The sequence below is a fragment of the Candidatus Eisenbacteria bacterium genome (assembly GCA_016867715.1).
In the GTDB taxonomy this organism is placed as follows: domain Bacteria; phylum Orphanbacterota; class Orphanbacteria; order Orphanbacterales; family Orphanbacteraceae; genus VGIW01.
This window is the reverse complement of the sequence record VGIW01000070.1, coordinates 1-17,563: the sequence shown is the minus strand read 5'-3', so window position 1 is coordinate 17,563 and position 17,563 is coordinate 1. Positions and strand designations below refer to the sequence as shown.

Annotated in this window: 19 protein-coding genes and 1 tRNA gene; 19 read left to right on the top strand and 1 reads right to left on the bottom strand. The window is 65.4% G+C overall.

Annotated elements, in window-relative coordinates; translation table 11 throughout:
- The first annotated feature begins 92 nt into the window (after positions 1-92).
- The 19 genes from FJY73_10910 (at position 93) to FJY73_10820 (ending at position 15,982) form a co-directional block, all read left to right on the top strand.
- Positions 93-1,913 carry a right-handed parallel beta-helix repeat-containing protein gene (locus FJY73_10910; GenBank protein MBM3321173.1) on the top strand — a complete coding sequence of 607 codons (1,821 nt, stop codon included), beginning with the start codon at positions 93-95 and terminating at the stop codon, positions 1,911-1,913.
- A 189-nt stretch (positions 1,914-2,102) separates the two neighbouring features.
- Positions 2,103-2,819 carry a hypothetical protein gene (locus FJY73_10905; GenBank protein MBM3321172.1) on the top strand — a complete coding sequence of 239 codons (717 nt, stop codon included), beginning with the start codon at positions 2,103-2,105 and terminating at the stop codon, positions 2,817-2,819.
- Between the two features lie 416 nt (positions 2,820-3,235).
- Positions 3,236-3,607, top strand: a complete 372-nt coding sequence (locus FJY73_10900; GenBank protein ID MBM3321171.1) for a hypothetical protein — start codon at positions 3,236-3,238, stop codon at positions 3,605-3,607.
- Positions 3,608-3,656: 49 nt separating this feature from the next.
- Complete coding sequence (udk, locus tag FJY73_10895) at positions 3,657-4,289, top strand: uridine kinase (GenBank protein MBM3321170.1); 633 nt, start codon at positions 3,657-3,659, stop codon at positions 4,287-4,289.
- On the top strand, positions 4,289-5,170 hold the full coding sequence (locus tag FJY73_10890) for a decaprenyl-phosphate phosphoribosyltransferase (GenBank protein ID MBM3321169.1): 882 nt from the start codon (positions 4,289-4,291) through the stop codon (positions 5,168-5,170). Before udk ends, FJY73_10890 begins: the two co-directional genes overlap by 1 nt.
- A 3-nt stretch (positions 5,171-5,173) precedes the next feature.
- The gene (gene ispE / locus FJY73_10885; protein MBM3321168.1) at positions 5,174-6,091 is read left to right on the top strand and encodes a 4-(cytidine 5'-diphospho)-2-C-methyl-D-erythritol kinase; all 918 of its coding nucleotides are present in this window, start codon (positions 5,174-5,176) and stop codon (positions 6,089-6,091) included.
- Complete coding sequence (gene spoVG / locus FJY73_10880) at positions 6,081-6,377, top strand: septation regulator SpoVG (GenBank protein ID MBM3321167.1); 297 nt, start codon at positions 6,081-6,083, stop codon at positions 6,375-6,377. Before ispE ends, spoVG begins: the two co-directional genes overlap by 11 nt.
- 140 nt (positions 6,378-6,517) lie before the next feature.
- Positions 6,518-6,591: transfer RNA gene (locus tag FJY73_10875), tRNA-Gln, on the top strand.
- 124 nt (positions 6,592-6,715) lie between these two features.
- Positions 6,716-7,648 carry a ribose-phosphate pyrophosphokinase gene (locus FJY73_10870; GenBank protein MBM3321166.1) on the top strand — a complete coding sequence of 311 codons (933 nt, stop codon included), beginning with the start codon at positions 6,716-6,718 and terminating at the stop codon, positions 7,646-7,648.
- 69 nt (positions 7,649-7,717) lie between these two features.
- Complete coding sequence (locus FJY73_10865; GenBank protein MBM3321165.1) at positions 7,718-8,428, top strand: 50S ribosomal protein L25; 711 nt, start codon at positions 7,718-7,720, stop codon at positions 8,426-8,428.
- A 238-nt stretch (positions 8,429-8,666) separates the two neighbouring features.
- Positions 8,667-9,266, top strand: coding sequence for an aminoacyl-tRNA hydrolase (locus FJY73_10860; GenBank protein MBM3321164.1), 600 nt, complete (start codon positions 8,667-8,669; stop codon positions 9,264-9,266).
- On the top strand, positions 9,263-11,314 hold the full coding sequence (locus tag FJY73_10855; protein ID MBM3321163.1) for a sodium-translocating pyrophosphatase: 2,052 nt from the start codon (positions 9,263-9,265) through the stop codon (positions 11,312-11,314). The genes FJY73_10860 and FJY73_10855 overlap by 4 nt, the downstream gene beginning before the upstream one ends.
- A 25-nt stretch (positions 11,315-11,339) precedes the next feature.
- Entirely contained in the window at positions 11,340-11,795 is a 456-nt protein-coding gene (gene rpsF, locus FJY73_10850) for a 30S ribosomal protein S6 (GenBank protein ID MBM3321162.1), read from the top strand.
- A 130-nt stretch (positions 11,796-11,925) separates the two neighbouring features.
- Positions 11,926-12,357, top strand: a complete 432-nt coding sequence (locus FJY73_10845; GenBank protein ID MBM3321161.1) for a single-stranded DNA-binding protein — start codon at positions 11,926-11,928, stop codon at positions 12,355-12,357.
- 75 nt (positions 12,358-12,432) lie between these two features.
- On the top strand, positions 12,433-12,669 hold the full coding sequence (locus FJY73_10840; protein ID MBM3321160.1) for a 30S ribosomal protein S18: 237 nt from the start codon (positions 12,433-12,435) through the stop codon (positions 12,667-12,669).
- Between the two features lie 16 nt (positions 12,670-12,685).
- Positions 12,686-13,636: a DUF2232 domain-containing protein gene (locus FJY73_10835; GenBank protein ID MBM3321159.1), complete on the top strand. Its 951-nt coding sequence runs from the start codon at positions 12,686-12,688 to the stop codon at positions 13,634-13,636.
- 18 nt (positions 13,637-13,654) lie between these two features.
- A complete protein-coding gene (locus FJY73_10830; protein ID MBM3321158.1) occupies positions 13,655-14,098 on the top strand; it encodes a 50S ribosomal protein L9 in 444 nt (147 codons plus the stop codon).
- A 32-nt stretch (positions 14,099-14,130) separates the two neighbouring features.
- Positions 14,131-15,297, top strand: a complete 1,167-nt coding sequence (locus tag FJY73_10825; GenBank protein MBM3321157.1) for a peptidyl-prolyl cis-trans isomerase — start codon at positions 14,131-14,133, stop codon at positions 15,295-15,297.
- Between the two features lie 202 nt (positions 15,298-15,499).
- Positions 15,500-15,982, top strand: coding sequence for a bifunctional nuclease family protein (locus tag FJY73_10820; GenBank protein ID MBM3321156.1), 483 nt, complete (start codon positions 15,500-15,502; stop codon positions 15,980-15,982).
- Positions 15,983-16,045: 63 nt separating this feature from the next.
- Here FJY73_10820 and FJY73_10815 read toward each other — a convergent pair.
- Positions 16,046-17,563 (bottom strand): hypothetical protein (locus tag FJY73_10815; protein MBM3321155.1); only part of this gene is annotated, 1,518 nt, incomplete at its 5' end.

Genomic DNA, 17,563 nt, shown 5'->3' with positions numbered 1-17,563 from the left:
GCCAACCGTTGCACCTTCCGTCAGAAGTGGCCCGTCTACGGTTCATAGCGATCGCAGGCGGAGAGTGCGCGACGCTCGCTTGGGACTCCACGATGTGCGGCTGGCAGAACACGGAGTTCACGGAGGGTACGTTCGCCGCATTCGAGGGAGCGGTCGTCTGCGTGGCGGGTGAGCAGGACGAAGGGGGAGGAGACGACGACGGCGACCAGGGTGAAGGCGAACCCGACTCCTCGCTCACCGAATGTGATTCCCTCCCTTGCTGTCCGTATGTCGCCGAGAAGCCTGCGACCGGACGGGTCTGGGTGGTCAACGACAACGGCGACATCGGAACCGACTGCGACTGCAACGACATCCAGACGTGCATCGACACCGCCGCAGCAGGAGATACGGTCTGCGTGAATCCGGGGACCTACGACACGCTGATCACCCGTCCCTATGAGATGTTTCATGAAGGCCCTCCGCCGAAGTTCTATACATCCGTCACGACGTTCGCGGTGGACAGGGACAGCATCGTCGTTCTTGGCGTGGCAGGAGCGGGGTATACCTTCGTGGGGAAGGACACGTTGACCCCCCACGTCTGCGTGTTGGTCTGTGATACCTCCGCGATCGATGCTTCGCTGGTTGCAGTAGAGATCCGAGGTTTCACGTTCGAGCATGGGTATTCGGAAAGGATTTCTATGGGCGAGGCCTACGGCGCGGGCGGCATGTTCTGCACGAATGCCGCGACCGGCTCGGTCACGGTCAGGGATTGTGTCTTCCAGCACAACCGGGGTCGTCACGGAGGTGCTCTGCGCACGTACGGATCGCCGCGCATCGTGGATAACGTTTTCCGGAACAACAAGTGTACGACGGGTGGCGGTACTGGACGGCCGCAAGGGAGTGCAGTGTTTGTTTCTCACGAGTCGGCCCCTGCGATCGAGAACAACGTGTTCTCCTGGAACGGATGCGAACCTGAGGACACGACCCGCTACCCGGGCGGGGCATTGGTGTTCGAGAACAGCGGTGGGGTGGTTCGGGGGAATCATTTCTATCAGAACTGGGGATCGGATGGAGGGGCGATCTATCTGGTGGGGGGTGGAACGAGCCCTACCATCGAGTTCAATGTTTTCGATCGTTGCAGTGCGGATGTGGCGGGAGGGGCGATCGCGACGCAGGCGCGCGATGTTCCCCAGCACCCGGTGATTCGGAACAACACGTTCGTCCACAACAAGGCGGCGCCGAACAAGGGAGGAGCCGTGTATTCCGGAAGCGGTTCGTTCCAGCTCGACTTCCACCACAACATCGTCGCTTGTTCGGAGGGAGGCGGGGTCGTCTGCGATTCTCTGGGGGGAATTGTCACGCTGAGCTGCTCGGACTTCTGGATGAACACAGGCCCGGACATTTCGGGAGTTCCGATGGATTCCGACTCGGTCTTCGGGCTCCTCTACGAAGACCCGCTTCTTTGCCTGCCGAATCCATGTTTCCTCTACGCGTTGCACGAGAGCTCGCCGTGTTCGCCGGAGAATTCCGGGTGCGGGCTCATCGGGGCTCTCGATGTCTGCGCGAGCTGCACGGATACGATCCCCTTGTGCGAGGCCTTGATTCCTTCGGCCGTGCCGGGCGGCGAGGCCGCGCCGGGACCAGAGCCTTACGAACCGTTGGTTCTTCAGGCAGTTCCGGATCCGTTCAACGCGAGCGTGGAGATCCGGTACTTCATCCCCGCCGCGGATAGGGAGATCGAGATCCGGATCTACGACATTGGGGGGAGAGTCGTGTACGAGTTCCCGAGGATTCGCGGCTCTCACGGATGGGGCGTCGTGGTTTGGACGGGGAAGAGCACGAGTGGGAGTCTTGCCTCCTCCGGGACCTACTTCCTGAGACTGACATGCAAGGGATTCGACCCTTGGTTCAAGAAGATCGCGTCGCTGCGATAGACATGCTGGGGACCATGCAAGTCCGGCGTCAGAGCGGCGCCAAGGAGATCTCGACAGACACGTACGGCTCATGCGAAGGTGAGAATGGCAGCATAGTCCAATGATTCCCCCGGAGGTGCTTCAATGAGAGAAGACTCGAGAGAGCATTCCCACCCGGCCGGAGGCTTCCGGTCTGTAGCGGGTCCCATCGTGGGCGCGCGAATCACGGCGATCCTCGTTGTTTTGATTCTTGCCGGAGCCGCTTCGGCCAAGCCTCGTATTCCTTTTCAGGAAATCCGGGATGAGGTCGTTCCGCACGGAGGGGAGTCTCTTCGTCTCGACGCCTGCTCGGTTGCGTACTACAACACGTGCTCGGGCTGGGTGTACTTGTGGGCTTGGAGCTGTGCGGATGAGGCGGGTGTCGTCTTTGACTTGCCGTCGGAATGCGGAAAGACCCCGGGAGCTCCGTGCACGAATGAGGGGTTCTGGTGGTACTGGCGATACACACACCCCGGATACACCTACACCGTGAGTTATCGTTTGTATCCGGTGGATTCGTCGTACTGCAAGGCAGGGCCCCCGATCGGATCATTGAACCGCCAAGATCCGATCGAGCGCTGGAACTACTACGCGGGGCTCGGAACGACGGAAAGCGATCTCGTCGCGTTGACGGCGGTCATGGACTGGGGCGGGCGCCCGTACTTGATTACCGACAATAACAGCAAGAACCAGGAAATCGGCTGCGCCCCAATCCCGACGGTGGCTTACTCCATGTATTACGGGGAAGAGGGGTTTCCCTACTGTCCCCCGCAGACTTTTGGGGACCAACTAGGCCCCGTGAACATCCTGATGGACGCGACGTTCTCCTGCGAGGAGACATCGATCGAGCCCGCATCGTGGGGTGCGATCAAGACGCTCTTCCGGTGACGCTGCTCCGGGTATGAGATCTCGCGGGATTTTGGTGGCGGGCTACGGAATTCTCGTCGTTTCGTAGCCCGGCACCGAAATGCGCCCTCGATCCACACCGCGGCCGGGTGGCGGCCACAGGCGTCCGCGAGAAGCGCAGCCATCAAGCCCGAAAGGGCGACTGGCGAGCATCGCAGCGGACGGATGGCCGACAGGACCCGGCCGCCCGAATGCTCAGTGACGGATTTCCGTTGCCCTGAAGTCCCCCCGCGACCTCCATGATCGTCCTCGGCGGTCCCTGAAGCGTGGAACACGCCCGGCCGAAGGAGGGCATTGCGCGCGGCCGCGGGGTTCGGGTACCTTTGGGGACGCCGGTTTCCTCCGGTGATTCGTTGATGGACCGGGCGCGCACGGACCGCCCGACCCGTGGAGGGAAGATGAGCCCCACTCTGAAGAACTTCCTCATGATCCTCTTCTCCGTGGCGACCGGATCGGTGGGACAGCTCGTGATGAAGCACGGGATGAACACGATCGGGAAGATCCACGCGGGAGAGGTTCTCCAGAAGATCCCCGCGGCGTTTCTGAACCCGTACGTGCTCGGAGGCTTCGGCCTCTACGGGATCTCCGCTCTCATGTGGATGGTGATCCTCTCGCGCGTGAACCTGAGCTTCGCCTACCCGATGGTGAGCCTCGGGTACGTGATCGTCGTGATCAGCTCGCGGTATCTGTTCGACGAGCCGGTGACCCTTCTTCGGCTCGCCGGGACGTTCGTGATCTGCTTCGGGGTCTTCCTGATCTCGCGGTCGTAGGTGGGGCCGCTCGACCGCCGGGGAGCGAACGAGGAAAGGCAAACGATCGATGGCGCGGCCGGTCGTGATCGGCATGGCGGGGGGGACCGGATCGGGGAAGACGACGCTCGCCGCGCGGATCGCCGAGTCCCTCACGGAGCAGGACGCCGTCGGCATCAACCATGACGCGTACTATCTCGATCGAAGCGACCTCACGGCCGAAGAGCGCGCCGCCCTGAACTACGACCATCCCGCGGCGTTCGACAACGCTCTTCTCATCGAGCACCTCGACCGTCTGCTCGAGGGCGAGCCGATCGACCGGCCGGTGTACAGCTTCGTCGAGCACGCGCGGCTTTCCGAGACGGTGCGCGTGGAGCCTTGCCCCGTCATCCTCCTCGAGGGGATCCTGGTCCTCGAGAACGGCGAGCTCCGCCGACGGATGGACATTCGGATCTTCGTCGATTGCGACGAGGACGAACGCCTGATCCGGCGCCTCCGGCGCGACGTCCGCGAGCGCGGGCGCTCGATCCCCGCGGTGATCGAGCAGTATTTGAGCACCGTGAAGCCGATGCATCAACAGTTCGTGGAGCCCTCGAAGCGCTACGCGGACCTGATCGTTCCGCGGGGCGGGCACAACCGAGTCGCTCTCGAGATGATCCTCGCGAGGATTCGGGATATCCTCTCGCGGGGGGCGAGGCGTTGATGAGCCCCTTCATCGAGTCGATGCGGATCCGCGAGTGGACGAAGAACCTCCTCGTCTTCGCGGGCGTGATCTTCTCCCACCATTTCCTCGAGGGGCCCTATCTCCTTCGGGCGGCCGCGGGGTTCGTTCTCTTCTCGCTCGCCGCATCGAGCATCTATCTCTTCAACGATCTCCTTGATCGGGAGAAGGATCTCGCCCATCCGACGAAGCGCCTCCGCCCGATCCCTTCCGGCCGCCTCTCCCCGCGGGCGGCCCTCGCCGGAAGCGCGCTCCTCGCGGCGCCTTCGCTCGCGGCCGGCTTCGCTCTGTCGCCGGGATTCGGAGCGTCGCTCGCGATCTACTTCGCGCTAAACCTCGCGTATTCGGTTCGGCTCAAGAAGGCGGTTCTCCTCGACATCCTCTCGATCGCGGTCGGCTTCGTGATCCGCGCGATCGCGGGGGTCGAGGTTCTCAAGGGATTCGACGAGGGGGTTCTCATTTCCCCGTGGCTCCTCGTCTGCACGTTCTTTGCGGCCCTCTTCCTCGCGGCGTGCAAGCGGCGAAGCGAGCTTCTTCTTCTCGACGAAGGGGCGGCGAGCCATCGAGCGGCTCTCGACCATTACTCGGTCGGCCTCATCGACCATATCGTCGCCGTGACGGCCGGGATCACCGTGCTCTCCTATTCGCTCTACACGATCTGGCCGGACACGGTGGAGAAATTCGGGACGTCGAGTCTCATCTACACCGTGCCGTTCGTCGTGTACGGGCTTTTTCGCTACATGTATCTCGTCCATGAAAAGGGGCTCGGCGGGAATCCCGCGGAGATCCTCTTCTCGGACCGCCCCCTTCTCGTCGACCTCGTCCTCTGGGCGGGAGCGGTTCTGGCGATCCTTTACCGGTGATGCATGGCGCTCCTTCTCGAATCGTTCGCCAAAGTGAACCTCTTTCTCGAGGTCGGAGATCGCACCGCGTCCGGTTTCCACGAGCTGACGACCGTGATGCAGAGCCTCTCGATCGCCGACACGATCCGGATCGAACAAGCCGACCGGATCGAGGTCGTTTGCGACGACGTCTCCGTGCCGAGCGGCGAGAGGAACATCGCGTTCCGCGCCGCGGCGCTTCTCCGCGAGAGGGAGCGGGCGGGGTGCGGCTGCCGAATCGAGATTCGAAAACGGATCCCGGCGGAGGCGGGGCTCGGAGGGGGGAGCGGGAACGCGGCGGCGGTCCTCGCCGGGCTTGCCCGTCTCTGGGGGATGGGCGCGCCGCTCGAACGGCTCGCGCGAATCGGCGCCGAGATCGGATCGGACGTCCCCTTCTTTTTGTATGGCGGGACGAGGCTCTGCGAGGGGCGCGGAGAGATCGTGCGCCCCTATCCGCCCATCCCATCCTCCACTCGATTCCTTGTCGTGACGCCGGATCTCAGGCTCTCTACCTCGTTCGTATATAAAGAGTTCGACACATTGGCGTTGACAGGAGCCGGACGGTCGTCTAATCTGAAGAAGGCGCCGGACCCTGAGCCGGGCAACGTGCTTCGCTGTCTGTTCAATCGGTTGGAGGAAGCGGTGGTGCCGGCCTCCCCCGTCCTTCGGGATCTTCTGGGTCGGATGGAGCCTTTCTGCCCGGGCGGCGTTCGGATGAGTGGGAGCGGACCGAGCCTCTTCGGGGTACTCGCACCCGGGGAGGTCGACGAGGAAGGTCTCGCCTCCCGATTCCGCGATTGCCGCTTCGCCGCCGTCGCTCACCCGACTTTCTCCGGATATCGATTCCTCCCATCCTCGAGCATGGGCCTCTCGAACGAAGGCGGTGAGCAGAATGGAGATTAGCGAAGTCCGCGTCACCATCCGGCCCGACGACAGGCTGAAGGCCTTCGCGAGCGTGACCTTCGACAACTGCTTCGTCGTGCACGGGCTGAAGGTGATCGAGGGGAACAACGGCCTCTTCGTGGCCATGCCGTCCCGAAGGCGCTCCGACGGATCCTTCCAAGACATCGCCCATCCGATCAACAACGAGATGCGGGCGAAGATCGAGACGAAGGTTCTCGGTCTGTACCGGGAAGAGCTGGCGAAGGCCGGGGGTGTGCCCGCTTCCACGGTGGAAAGCTCCCGCTGAGATCCTTTTCGAGGACGTTGTTGCTTGCGTTCGGGTATTCTTGTCGGGGACGTTGTTTCGTTCGTTCCACGGGGAACGCGCAAAGCAGCGTCCCCGAAACGTCCCGTCCCCGAAACGTCACCGAGTCCGCGTCGTCACAATGGGGCGTCGTTAAGTGGTATGACACAGGTCTTTGGAACCTGGTTCGGAGGTTCGAATCCTCCCGCCCCAGCCAACGCCTTGACCGGGAACGGGTTCGGAAGCCCCGGTCTACCCGGTCTTTCGCTTGACCGCGGATGTCTCCGTCTCTATACTAGCGATTCTGTGTCCGGAGGCGCCCGGGGGCGCTCGGAGGGATCATGAACAGCGGCTTGAAGATCTTCTCGGGACTCGCGAACCCGTCCCTTGCGGAGCGGATCGCGGCCGCGGCGGGGACCCGGCTTTCCGCGATCGAGATCCGCCGTTTCTCCGACGGGGAGATCTCCGTCGCGATCGGGGAAAACGCCCGCGGGGTGGATGCGTTCGTGATCCAGTCGACCTTCGCCCCCGCGGACAACATCATGGAGCTCCTTCTGATCTGCGACGCGCTCAACCGGGCGTCCGCACGGCGCGTCACGGCGGTCATCCCCTACTTCGGGTACGCGAGGCAGGACCGGAAGGACAAACCGCGGGTCGCGATCTCCGCCAAGGTCGTCGCGAACCTGATCGCGGTCTCGGGCGTGGACCGGGTGCTCACGATGGACCTGCATTCGAGCCAGATCCAGGGGTTCTTCGACATCCCGGTCGATCACCTGTACGCCGCTCCCGTGCTCATCAAGCACTTCGAGCCGATGCGCGGCGAGGATCTCGTGGTGGTCTCTCCGGACATCGGAAGCGTGAAGATGGCGCGGGCGTACGCGAAGAGGCTGAACGCGGGGCTCGCCATCATCGACAAGAGGCGCCCCCTTCCGAACGCCGTCGAGGTGTACCACGTCATCGGCGACGTGGAGAACAAGAACGTGCTGATCGTGGACGATCTGATCGACACGGCGGGGACCGTCGTCGCGGCGGTCGATTTGCTGAAGAAAGAAGGGGCGAAAGATATCCACGGAGCGATCACACACGCGGTCCTTTCCGGACCGGCCCACAAGAGCCTCGATGATTCGCTCATCAAGGAACTTGTGGTCACCGACACCATCCCCCTCCGCGTCGCGAGCCGAAGGATCCGCGTTCTTTCCGTCGCGGAACTGCTCGGAGAGGCGATTCAGAGGATTCACCGGGAGGAGTCGGTCAGCTCCCTTTTCATGGACTAGAGGATCGGCCGGCCCCCTGTCGGGCGGGCCGCAAGAGGGGGATCGGTTCTCCCCCGGGAGTTCGGGAACATGAAAGCGACATTGCAGGCGGAGACCCGTTCGACGGACACGAGGGGAGATCTCCGCAAGCTCCGGGCCGACGGGGTCGTCCCGGGGGTTCTCTACGGTTTCGGAGAGACGGCGCAGGCGATCCAGATCAAGCTGACGGAACTTCGGCCTCTCCTGCGAAGGAGCCACGGGGCGACGCTCCTCATCGACCTTCGGATCGGGGAGGAAACGGCTCCGATCACCACGGTGATCCGGGAGGTGCAGAGGCATCCGGTCACGCGGCAGATCCTTCATTGCGATCTTCTCAAGGTCGATCTCACCCGGAAGTACAGCGTCACCGTACCGATCTTCCTCGCGGGCGAGTCGGTCGGCGTGAAGAACTTCGGCGGCGTGATGGACGTGCATATCCGCGAGATCGATGTCCGCTGCCGGCCGGACGAGATCCCCGAGTCCTACACGCTCGACGTGAGCGGCCTCATGATCGGCGACTCGATTCGCGTGGCGGACATCCCGCGCGGCAAAGAGGAGTTCCTCACGCACGCGGACGTCACTGTGGTTTCGGTGGCGACCCCGCGCAAGGTCGTCGAGGCGGCTCCCGTCGCGGCCGTGGAGGGAGAGGAAGCCGCCGAGGCGCCCGCCGAGGGAGAGGAAGCCGCCGAGGGAGGGAAGGGAAAGAAAGAGGAGCCGAAGGGGAAGAAGGAAGAGTCGAAGGGGAAGAAGGAAGAGTCCTAGAATCGGGTTCATAACCTGCTTCGCAGCCGATCGCAGCGGGAGGAGGCTGTGAAACCGGTTCTAGCCCGGATGCCGCGCCCGGTTTCATCGCGAGGGAGCTTCCCCCGTCCTCGCGAGGCGCGCGAGCGATTCGCCCCCGCTTCCGCCTCCCTCCGCTTCCGTTCTCTCGCGCGAGGCCGGGCGCGGTCCGAGCGCGCGGCGCGGGAAGCCGGCGCGTCCTCCGGACCGGGAGGTCCCGTTGCTCGCCGTCGTCGGACTCGGAAACCCGGGAAGGGAATACGCGCCGACTCGACACAACGTCGGCTTTCGCGTGGTGGACGCGCTCGCCGGGGAGGGTCGTTCGTTCGAGAGGCGTGGACCGTACTTCTTTCACGGCTCGAGGATCGCCGGAAGGAGGGTCGTCCTCGCGAAGCCGGCGATCTTCATGAACCGGAGCGGCGCGGCGGTCGCGGCGCTTCTCGGGGACTTCAACCTTGCGCCCGCGGACGTTCTCGTCGTCTCGGACGACGCGAACCTGCCGCTCGGAAGGCTCCGGGTGCGGCCGAGGGGGAGCGACGGCGGGCAGAAGGGGCTCGCCTCGATCATCCGGGCGATCGGGAGCGAGGAGTTTTCTCGGCTCCGGCTCGGGATCGGGCCGCCGCCCGAGGGGAAGGACCTCGCCGACTACGTTCTGGAGCCATTCCTCGAGGAAGAGAAGGGGTCGGTCGCGGCGATGATCGAAAGCGCGGTTCTCTGCGCGAGGGCCTGGGTCTCGGGCGGCGTTGTCCGGGCGATGGAACAGTTCAACCGTAAAGATCCCCTCCCGGACGGGGAGACAATGGAGGAGACAACCGGGTGATCTCTCAATCGTTCTTTCTGGTTCCCGCGGCGGGAGTCCTGGCCCTCCTGTTCGCGCTCTACAAGACGGCGTGGGTTCGCCGGCAGGACGCGGGCACGCCGAAGATGCGCGAGATCGCCGGCCACACGCGGACGGGCGCGATGGCTTTCCTCGGGCGCGAGTACCGGATCCTCGCCGTCTTCGTGATCGTGGCGGCGGTTCTTCTCGCCCTCGCCTCGCGCACGCCGGACACGCATCCCCTCACCGCGTTCTCCTTCGTGTGCGGGGCGCTCTCCTCCGGCCTCGCCGGCTACTTCGGCATGCGTGTTGCAACCGAAGCGAACGTCCGCACCGCCGCGGCCGCGCGGAAGAGCTTGCCGGAAGCGCTCATCGTCGCCTTCTCCGGCGGAAGCGTGATGGGGCTCTCGGTCGTCGGGCTCGGAATCCTGGGTCTCAGCCTCCTCCTCCTCCTCTACTCCGGAGCCGGGTTCGGGTGGAACGCGTCCCGCATCCTCTCCGTTCTTTCCGGCTTCAGCCTCGGGGCGAGCTCGATCGCGCTCTTCGCGCGCGTCGGGGGCGGGATCTACACGAAGGCGGCCGATGTCGGCGCCGATCTCGTGGGGAAGGTAGAGGCAGGGATTCCGGAAGACGACCCGCGCAACCCCGCGGTCATCGCCGACAACGTGGGGGACAACGTCGGGGACGTGGCCGGAATGGGAGCGGATCTTTTCGAGTCGTACGTCGGGGCGATCGTCGGCGGGATGATCCTCGGCGTCGGCCTCATCGGCGAGAGCCCGGCGCCGGTGCTCCTTCCGCTCTTCCTCGCCGCCGTCGGGATCCTCTCCTCGATCGCCGGAACGTTCTTCGTTCGGACGCGCGAAGGGGGCAATCCGCAGACCGCCCTCAACGTCGGAACGTTCGGCGCGGGGATCGTGATGATGATCGCCTCGTTCTTTCTCATCCGCGCGTTTCTTCCGGAGTCGTGGGAGAGCGGAGGGAGAGCGTACGGGGCGATGGGCGTCTTCTGGGCGATGGCGGTCGGGCTCGTCGCGGGGATTCTCGTCGGCCTGATCACCGAATACTTCACATCCGAAGCGAGGCGCCCCGCGCGCTCCATCGCGGAGGATTCGAAGACCGGAACAGCGACGAACATCCTCGGCGGGATCGCCGTCGGTCTGCGATCGACCGCTCTCCCGGTCGTCGTCCTTGCGGCGGCGATCGTGGTCGCGCACGACCGCGCCGGGCTCTATGGGATCGCGATCGCCGCTTTCGGCATGCTCTCGACGATCGGCATCCAGCTTGCCGTGGATGCGTACGGACCGATCGCGGACAACGCCGGGGGCGTGGCGGAGATGGCGAAGCTCGGGCCCGAGGTGAGGGGTCGGACCGACAAGCTGGACGCGGTCGGGAACACGACCGCGGCGATCGGGAAGGGTTTCGCGATCGGATCGGCGGCGCTCACCGCCCTCGCTCTTTTCAGTGCGTTCACCGCTCGGGTCGGTCTTCGCGAAGAGGGCTTGAATATTTTAGAACCGAAGGTGATGGCCGGGCTCCTCGTCGGCGCGGCGATGCCCTACCTCTTCAGCTCGTTCGCGATCCGCGCGGTGGGGAAGGCGGCGTTTCGAATGATCGAGGAGGTCCGCCGCCAGTTCCGAGAGATCCCGGGCTTGATGGAGGGGACCGCAGAGGCGGACTACGCAAAGTGCGTGGACATCGCGACGACCGGGGCGCTCCGCGAGATGCTCGCGCCCGGCATCCTCGCGGTGGCGACGCCGATCGTTTTCGGGTTCTTGGACGTGCGCGCGCTCGGCGGGCTTCTCGCGGGCGTGACGGCGTCGGGCGTTCTCCTCGCCATCTTCATGGCGAACGCGGGGGGCGCGTGGGACAATGCGAAGAAGCACATCGAATCCGGAGCTTTGGGCGGAAAGGGCTCGGAGGCCCACCGGGCGGCGGTGGTCGGGGACACGGTCGGGGATCCTTTCAAGGACACCGCGGGACCGTCGTTGAACATCCTGATCAAGCTGATGTCGGTGGTCTCCCTCGTGCTGGCGCCCTTGTTCCTTCGTTAGCTTCGGGGAAAGGAGGATCGGTCGGTTGGCGATCTACGAGTCGATGCTGATCTTCAGCGGCCGCTTGGAAACACAAGAGGTCGAGCAGGAGATCGAGAAGGTGCGGAACCTGGTCGAGTCGGGGAACGGCTCGATCCACGCGGTCGAGCGGATGGGGAGGCGCAGGCTCGCCTACGACATCCGCAAGGAGTCGGACGGGCACTACGCGGTCTTTCACTTCGAGGACGATCCGGCCCGAATTCCGGCGCTGCACAGGGCCTTTCGTCTGAACGAAGCGATCCTGCGCTTCACGGTGTTTCGGAAAGAGAGGCTACCCGACGGCCCGACCGTCGCCCTGATGGAGGAGGAACCTCACGCTCGCGGCGACGAGGATCGGCCGCCCCGCCGGGCGCGCGGCGAGGAGATGGAATCGGAACGCGCGGAGCGGGCGAAGAGCGAGGTGGACGAGCCGCGAGGGGAGTCCGCGGAACGAGAGAACTGAGCGGCAGGCGTGCGCCGCGGATCGGGCGGGCGATGCGTCCCCCGCGCGGGGGGCCGCGCTCGCGGACGGGCGGCGCGAGGTCGAAAGCCGGGGCGACCGGCCCCAAGGTCGGGGGAAAGGAGAGGAAGGGATGGCGGAAGTGAGGTTGGGGTCTCTGAACAAGGTCCTCCTGATCGGCAGGCTGACCCGGGATCCTGAGACCCGGTACACAACCGGTGGGGCGGCGGTGCTCAACTTCGGCATCGCGGTGAACCGGCGTTTTCAGGATCAGAGCGGAGAGTGGCGCGACGAGACGTGCTTCATCAACGTCGTGGCCTGGCGGAAGCTGGCGGAGCGCCTCTCGAGCGTGCTCAAGAAGGGGAGCGCCGTTCTTGTCGAGGGGAGGCTGCAAAGCCGCACCTGGGAAGGACAGGACGGCCAGAGGCGGAACGCGATCGAGGTGAACGCGATGAGCGTTCAGGTTCTCGACCGGAGAGAGGGGGCGCCCTCCTCGGCCGAGGAACCGTCCGCGGACGCGGGGCCGGAGCCCCCGGCGCCCGAGGATGACGAGATCCCGTTCTAACGAGAGAAATCGAAACGGCCGCGGGCGCCGCGAGGCGCCCGTCGACGAGAAGATCTCGAAAGGAGGTTGCGACAGATGCCGAGATCTCGAGACGACGACCGACGGGGCCGGCGCAAGATCTGCAAGTTCTGCGCGGACAAGATCGCCGAAATCGACTACAAGGACGAGAAGAGGCTCCGTCGTTTCATCACCGACCGGGGGAAGATCGTTCCTCGGCGGATTTCCGGAACCTGCGCCAAGCACCAGCGGCTGCTCACCACAGCGATCAAGAGAGCCCGACAGCTGGCGTTGATCCCGTACATCGGGGAGTGAGCGCGAGGGCGTTGCGATGCAGGAAGGCCGCGGGCCCCTGGCTCTCCCGAAGACGTGGGCGCTTTTCGGCGCCGGCTCGGCTTTGGTCGCCGGCGCCGGCGCCGGCGCGTTCCCGGAGATGATCGGCCGGCTTCTCGTCCCCCTTGTTCTCGTGTTTCTCTTCCGCGAGGACCCGCTGAAGGCGGTGATCGCGGCCTCGATCGGTGTGGCCGCTCTCTTCTTCTTGACGAGGGACGGCCTGCTCGCGTGCCGAACGGCGCTCCCGGTCGGCCTCTCCGGTCTCCTTCTCGCGCGCGGTCTTCTGCGCGGGGAGCGTCCCGGAAGGCTCGTGCCGGTCGCCGCCGCGCCGTTTCTCCTCGCTCTTCTCGCGTTCCACTTCCTTCCGGGAGCGCGGGAGGCGCGTATGGAAGAGGCGGAGCGGGCGGCCGCGGCGACCCTTTCGCTCTATCGGGGGATCGAGAAGGAGGCGCCGGGGGGCGAGCTCCTGGAGGAGACGGTGCGGGAGGTGGCCGAGCTCGCGGTTCTCCTCGCTCCGGCGACCGAGTTCCTGGTGCTCCTCGCGATCGTCGCGGCGGCCTACGCGATCGCCTCGGCGGCTCTTCGGCGCTCCGGAACGCCGGCGCGGCCGATCCCCGGGTTTCGGGAGTGGCGCGCGCCGTTCGCGATCGTCTGGGTGTTCGCCGGAGGCCTGGCCGGCCTCCTCGCCGGGCGCACCCCGTTTCGGGAGGCCGGCGCGAACCTCCTCCTCTTTGGATCGTGGATCTATCTCTTGCAGGGAGGAGCGGTGCTCGCCTGGCAGTTCGGGAAGAGAAACGTCCCGGTTCTCGTTCGGGTCCTCTTCCTGGCCGCGGCGGTCTTCCTGGTCCTTCCGATCTTTCTTCTATTGACCGTTTGTGTTGGATTATTCGATACCTGGTTCGATTTTCGGAAGCTGGAGCATCCGCCGAGCGAAGCGGAGGCGCCGTAGGAAAGCGAGGGACGAATCGTGAAAGTGATCCTGAGAGAGTCGGTGGAGAACCTCGGAAACCGGGGGGAGACCGTCGACGTCGCGAGGGGCTACGCCCGGAACTATCTGATTCCTAAGAGGCTCGCGGTGGAGGCGACCCCGGGGAACCAGCGGATGTACTCGGAGGAGGAGAAGCTCCGCGATGTCCGGGAGAACAAGGTGCGCAGGCAGGCGGAACGCCTCGCCGAGAAGATGCGAAAGGTGTCGGTGACCGCCGCCGTGGAGGTCGGCGAGGAGGACCGCTTGTTCGGATCGGTCACCTCCCACCACATCGAGGAGCTTCTCCGCGCGCAGGGGTTCGAGGTCGATCGGAGGAAGATCCTCCTGGACGAACCGCTCAAGGCGCTCGGCGTCTACACGGTGCCGATCAAGCTTCACCGAGAAGTCGAGTGCGCGATCAAAGTTTGGGTCGTGAAGAAATGACGCGGCGACCCGGAGCAAGGAGCAAGGCGATCATGAAACGTCTGGGCATGTTGAGCCTCTTCGTTCTGGTTCTCCTCGCCGGTTGCGGGAAACCGGGAGGGAAGGGCGAGGTGCTGGCGACGATCGGCAACCGCACGATCACGACCGCGGATCTCGACCGCCGCCTCGCCGAGATGCCGCCGAACGTGCAGACGCAGTTCGAAGGCGAGGAGGGGAGAAAGCGCCTTCTCGAGGGGATGCTCGACGAGGAGGCGTTCCTTCTGGCCGCGCTGGGGATGGACCTCGACGAGAACCTCGAGGTGAAGGGGCAGATCGAATCGGCGAAGCGAAGAGTTCTCATCCAAGCGTACTACCAGAGAGAGGTGGCGCCCTACACCCAGATGACGGAAGAGGACATGCTCCGCTTCTACGAGGAGAACCCGGACGAGTTCACGCGTCCGGAGGAGGCGGAAGTCCGACAGGTCGTTCTCTCGAACGAGGCGGACGCGGAGATGGTGCGCCGCAAGCTTCTCGCGGGGGAACCCTGGGAGCCTATCGTGGAGAAGTACTGCGTCGACCTTCCCACCAAGAACCGGAGAGGGGTCATCGGGCCGGTTGGGAAGAACGCCTCGATCATTCCTCTCGTGGGAACCTCGCCCGAGCTCGCCGGGATGATCGACACCTTGACGGTCGGAACGATCTCGCCTCCGGTGAAGACCGCGAAGGGCTATCACGTGATCACGGTCGAAAGGCGGACCCCGGAGACGCTGATGGCCTTCGAGAAGATCCGCGACACGATTCGCAGGAACTACTCCCCCGTGTTCGCCGAGAAGGTCCGCAAGGAGAGAGTGTCGGCTCTTCGCGAGAAGTACAAGACGAGGATCGTTCGGGAGCCGGGAGTCGCCGCCGCGGGCGGTGCGGAAGAGGACGCCGAGCGTCCGGCCGCCAAGCTCTTCGATCTGGCCCAGGCGACGACCGATCCGAAGGATCGGATCAAGTACTACAACGAGATCGTGAGGAACTACCCGGACGACCCGCACGCGTGCGAGGCGCAGTTCATGATCGGCTTCGTCTACTCGGAGGAGCTCCACGACTACGACCAGGCGCGCGCAGCCTTCGCGAAAGTGCGGGACGACAACCGTTGCGGCGAGGACCTTCACAAGAACGCGGAGTGGATGCTCGAGCACATGGGGACCGAACCGCCGGAGTTTCAGGACTAGACTGGGCTCGACCGGTCGGGGCGTCCGGCCACCGGCCGGCTCGCTTCCTCGGCTCGTCGTAGAGATTCACGCGCCCCGGATGCCTCGCGGGAACGACGACAACCGCGGCCCCCCCGCCTTGACTTGGAGCGGCTCCTCCACTACCTTCTCCATGAGCCGCGCGGGGCGCGCGGCCGTTCGGGAGGCGATGCGCGTGGTCGACATGATCGAGGTACGGGTGAGCGGGCTCGCTCTCGACGAGCGGAACAAGACGCCGGTCGTCATCCTTCAGGAGCTCGACGGAACGCGCGTTCTCCCGATCTGGATCGGACCCTCCGAGGCGAGCTCGATCGCGATGGAGCTCGCGGGGAAGAAGTTTCAGCGCCCTCTCACGCACGATCTCCTCAAGACCGTCATCGAAGGACTCCACGGCAAGGTGGCGAAGGTCCTCATCACCGAGCTGAAGGAGAGCACGTTCTACGCCAAGGTTCTCATCCACCAGGACAAGGATCTCCTCGGGATCGACGCGCGGCCGTCCGATTCGATCGCTCTCGCGCTTCGGGCCGGGTCGCCGATCTACGTCTCCGAAAAACTCTTCCAGCTTGGAAGGGAGGAGAAGGAGATGAGCGAGGAGGAGAGGGCCGACGCGCTCCGCAAGTTCCTTCGGAACCTTCCGCCTGAGGATTTCGGAAAAGTCGGAATGTAGGCCGCTTGGTCGTTCGGCGAAGCGCCTCTCCCGAACCGTTCGCCAAAGAGCGTTGGAGCGGCACTACGGGAGCACTCGCCGCTCGCCGGGGGCGAGCTCGACGATGAACTCCTCGAACCCTTCGGGCGTCTCGACCCGGACCCGGCGCGGTCCGGGGGAGAGGCCGCGGATGACGAGCGAATCCCCGCCGATCGCTTGATACGTGCAGGAATCGTCGATGCGGACGAGCGCTCCGGGGAGGGAGATCCGGAGGACGAGCGCGGCGCGATCCGCCGGGGTCTCGTCGAAGCGCTCGGCGAGGGCATCGAGAACCGCGTGCGCCGCGCCGCGGATGCGCCCCCGCGTTCTCCGCCCTTCGTCCTTCTCCATCGGAAGCCGGAGGCGGAGAGCGGGGCAAGGGGTCTCGCGAAGGACTCGGTCGGTCCCCGCGGAGACCGGAAGGTCGGCGCCAAGCCTCTCCTCGAGCGCGCGCGCGATCGCCGACGCCGCCGGCGTCCCCTCGCGGCTTCCTGGAAAGTGCCGAACGCCGATCGAGTCCCCGAACGAGAGGGTGATCCAGAAGTCGGGTCGAACTTCCCGCGCCGCCCCGAGCCGCCGGTCGAGCGAGGGGACCGCATCGCCGGCCCGGGTGAGGAACGCCTCGGCTCCCGCGTCGCGGAGCATCTCCTCGAGGTAGATCGCGAGAAGGAGGCTTCTCGCCGCCGAAGGGAAGGGATCGTCCGCGCGCCCGCCGTCCGGATCGAGGAGCACGCGCTTTCCGCGAAGCGGCGGCGGCGGGAACGCCGGCACGCGGAGGGTGTCGATCGGCATCGCGAGGGACGCGCCGTCCGCGGCGGCCGCGGATCCGGCCGTCTCGACGAAGATCCGATCCCCGGCCGCGAGAGGCGAGGGGAGCGGCATCCATCCGCCGAATCGCGCGCGCCCGATCCACTCTCCGTTCACGCGAAGCTCGGCGTCCTCGAGCGGGCGGCCGTTCTCGTCGGTGAGGAGAATCGCGGCCTCGGGTCTCTCGAAACGGGCGGGGTCGACGAACGTCTCGATCCGGAAGTCCTCGCCTCGCGCTTGGATTCTCCCGGGCGGAGAGCCCGCGCGGGTCGCGAGAAGAACCCGGCCGTTCAACGTTTCTACTCGAAAGGAATCGTTGCCTGAGGGGCCGATCGTCGCCTCGAGGTCGGTCCCGTCGGCGACCGCGAGCCCCCGTTCGTCCTCCACGCGGAGCTCGATAACGAGCCCTCCGTTTCCAGGAAGGGCGAGCCCCTCGGCCAAGAGGCGCGCGGGCGGAAACCGCACGTGGAAAATCCTTTCTGCTTCAAGGCTCTCGTTTCCGCCGAGGTTCCGCGCCCGGAGCCCCGCTCGATGTTCTCCGGGCGGAAGGAGCGGCGGGAGCGCCGCGAGCACGCGTCCGGTCGAGGGGTCGAAACGCGCGCGGAGGGGCTTGCCGTCGAGCGAGACGCGCACCGTCGTCGGATCGATCCCGCTTCCGCCCTCATCGTCCACGACGGTTCCGGCGAAACGAAGCCCGCTCGGCCCTAGAACCGTCTCCCTCGGCTCCTCGATCACCGCGCTCGGGACGCCGCGCGC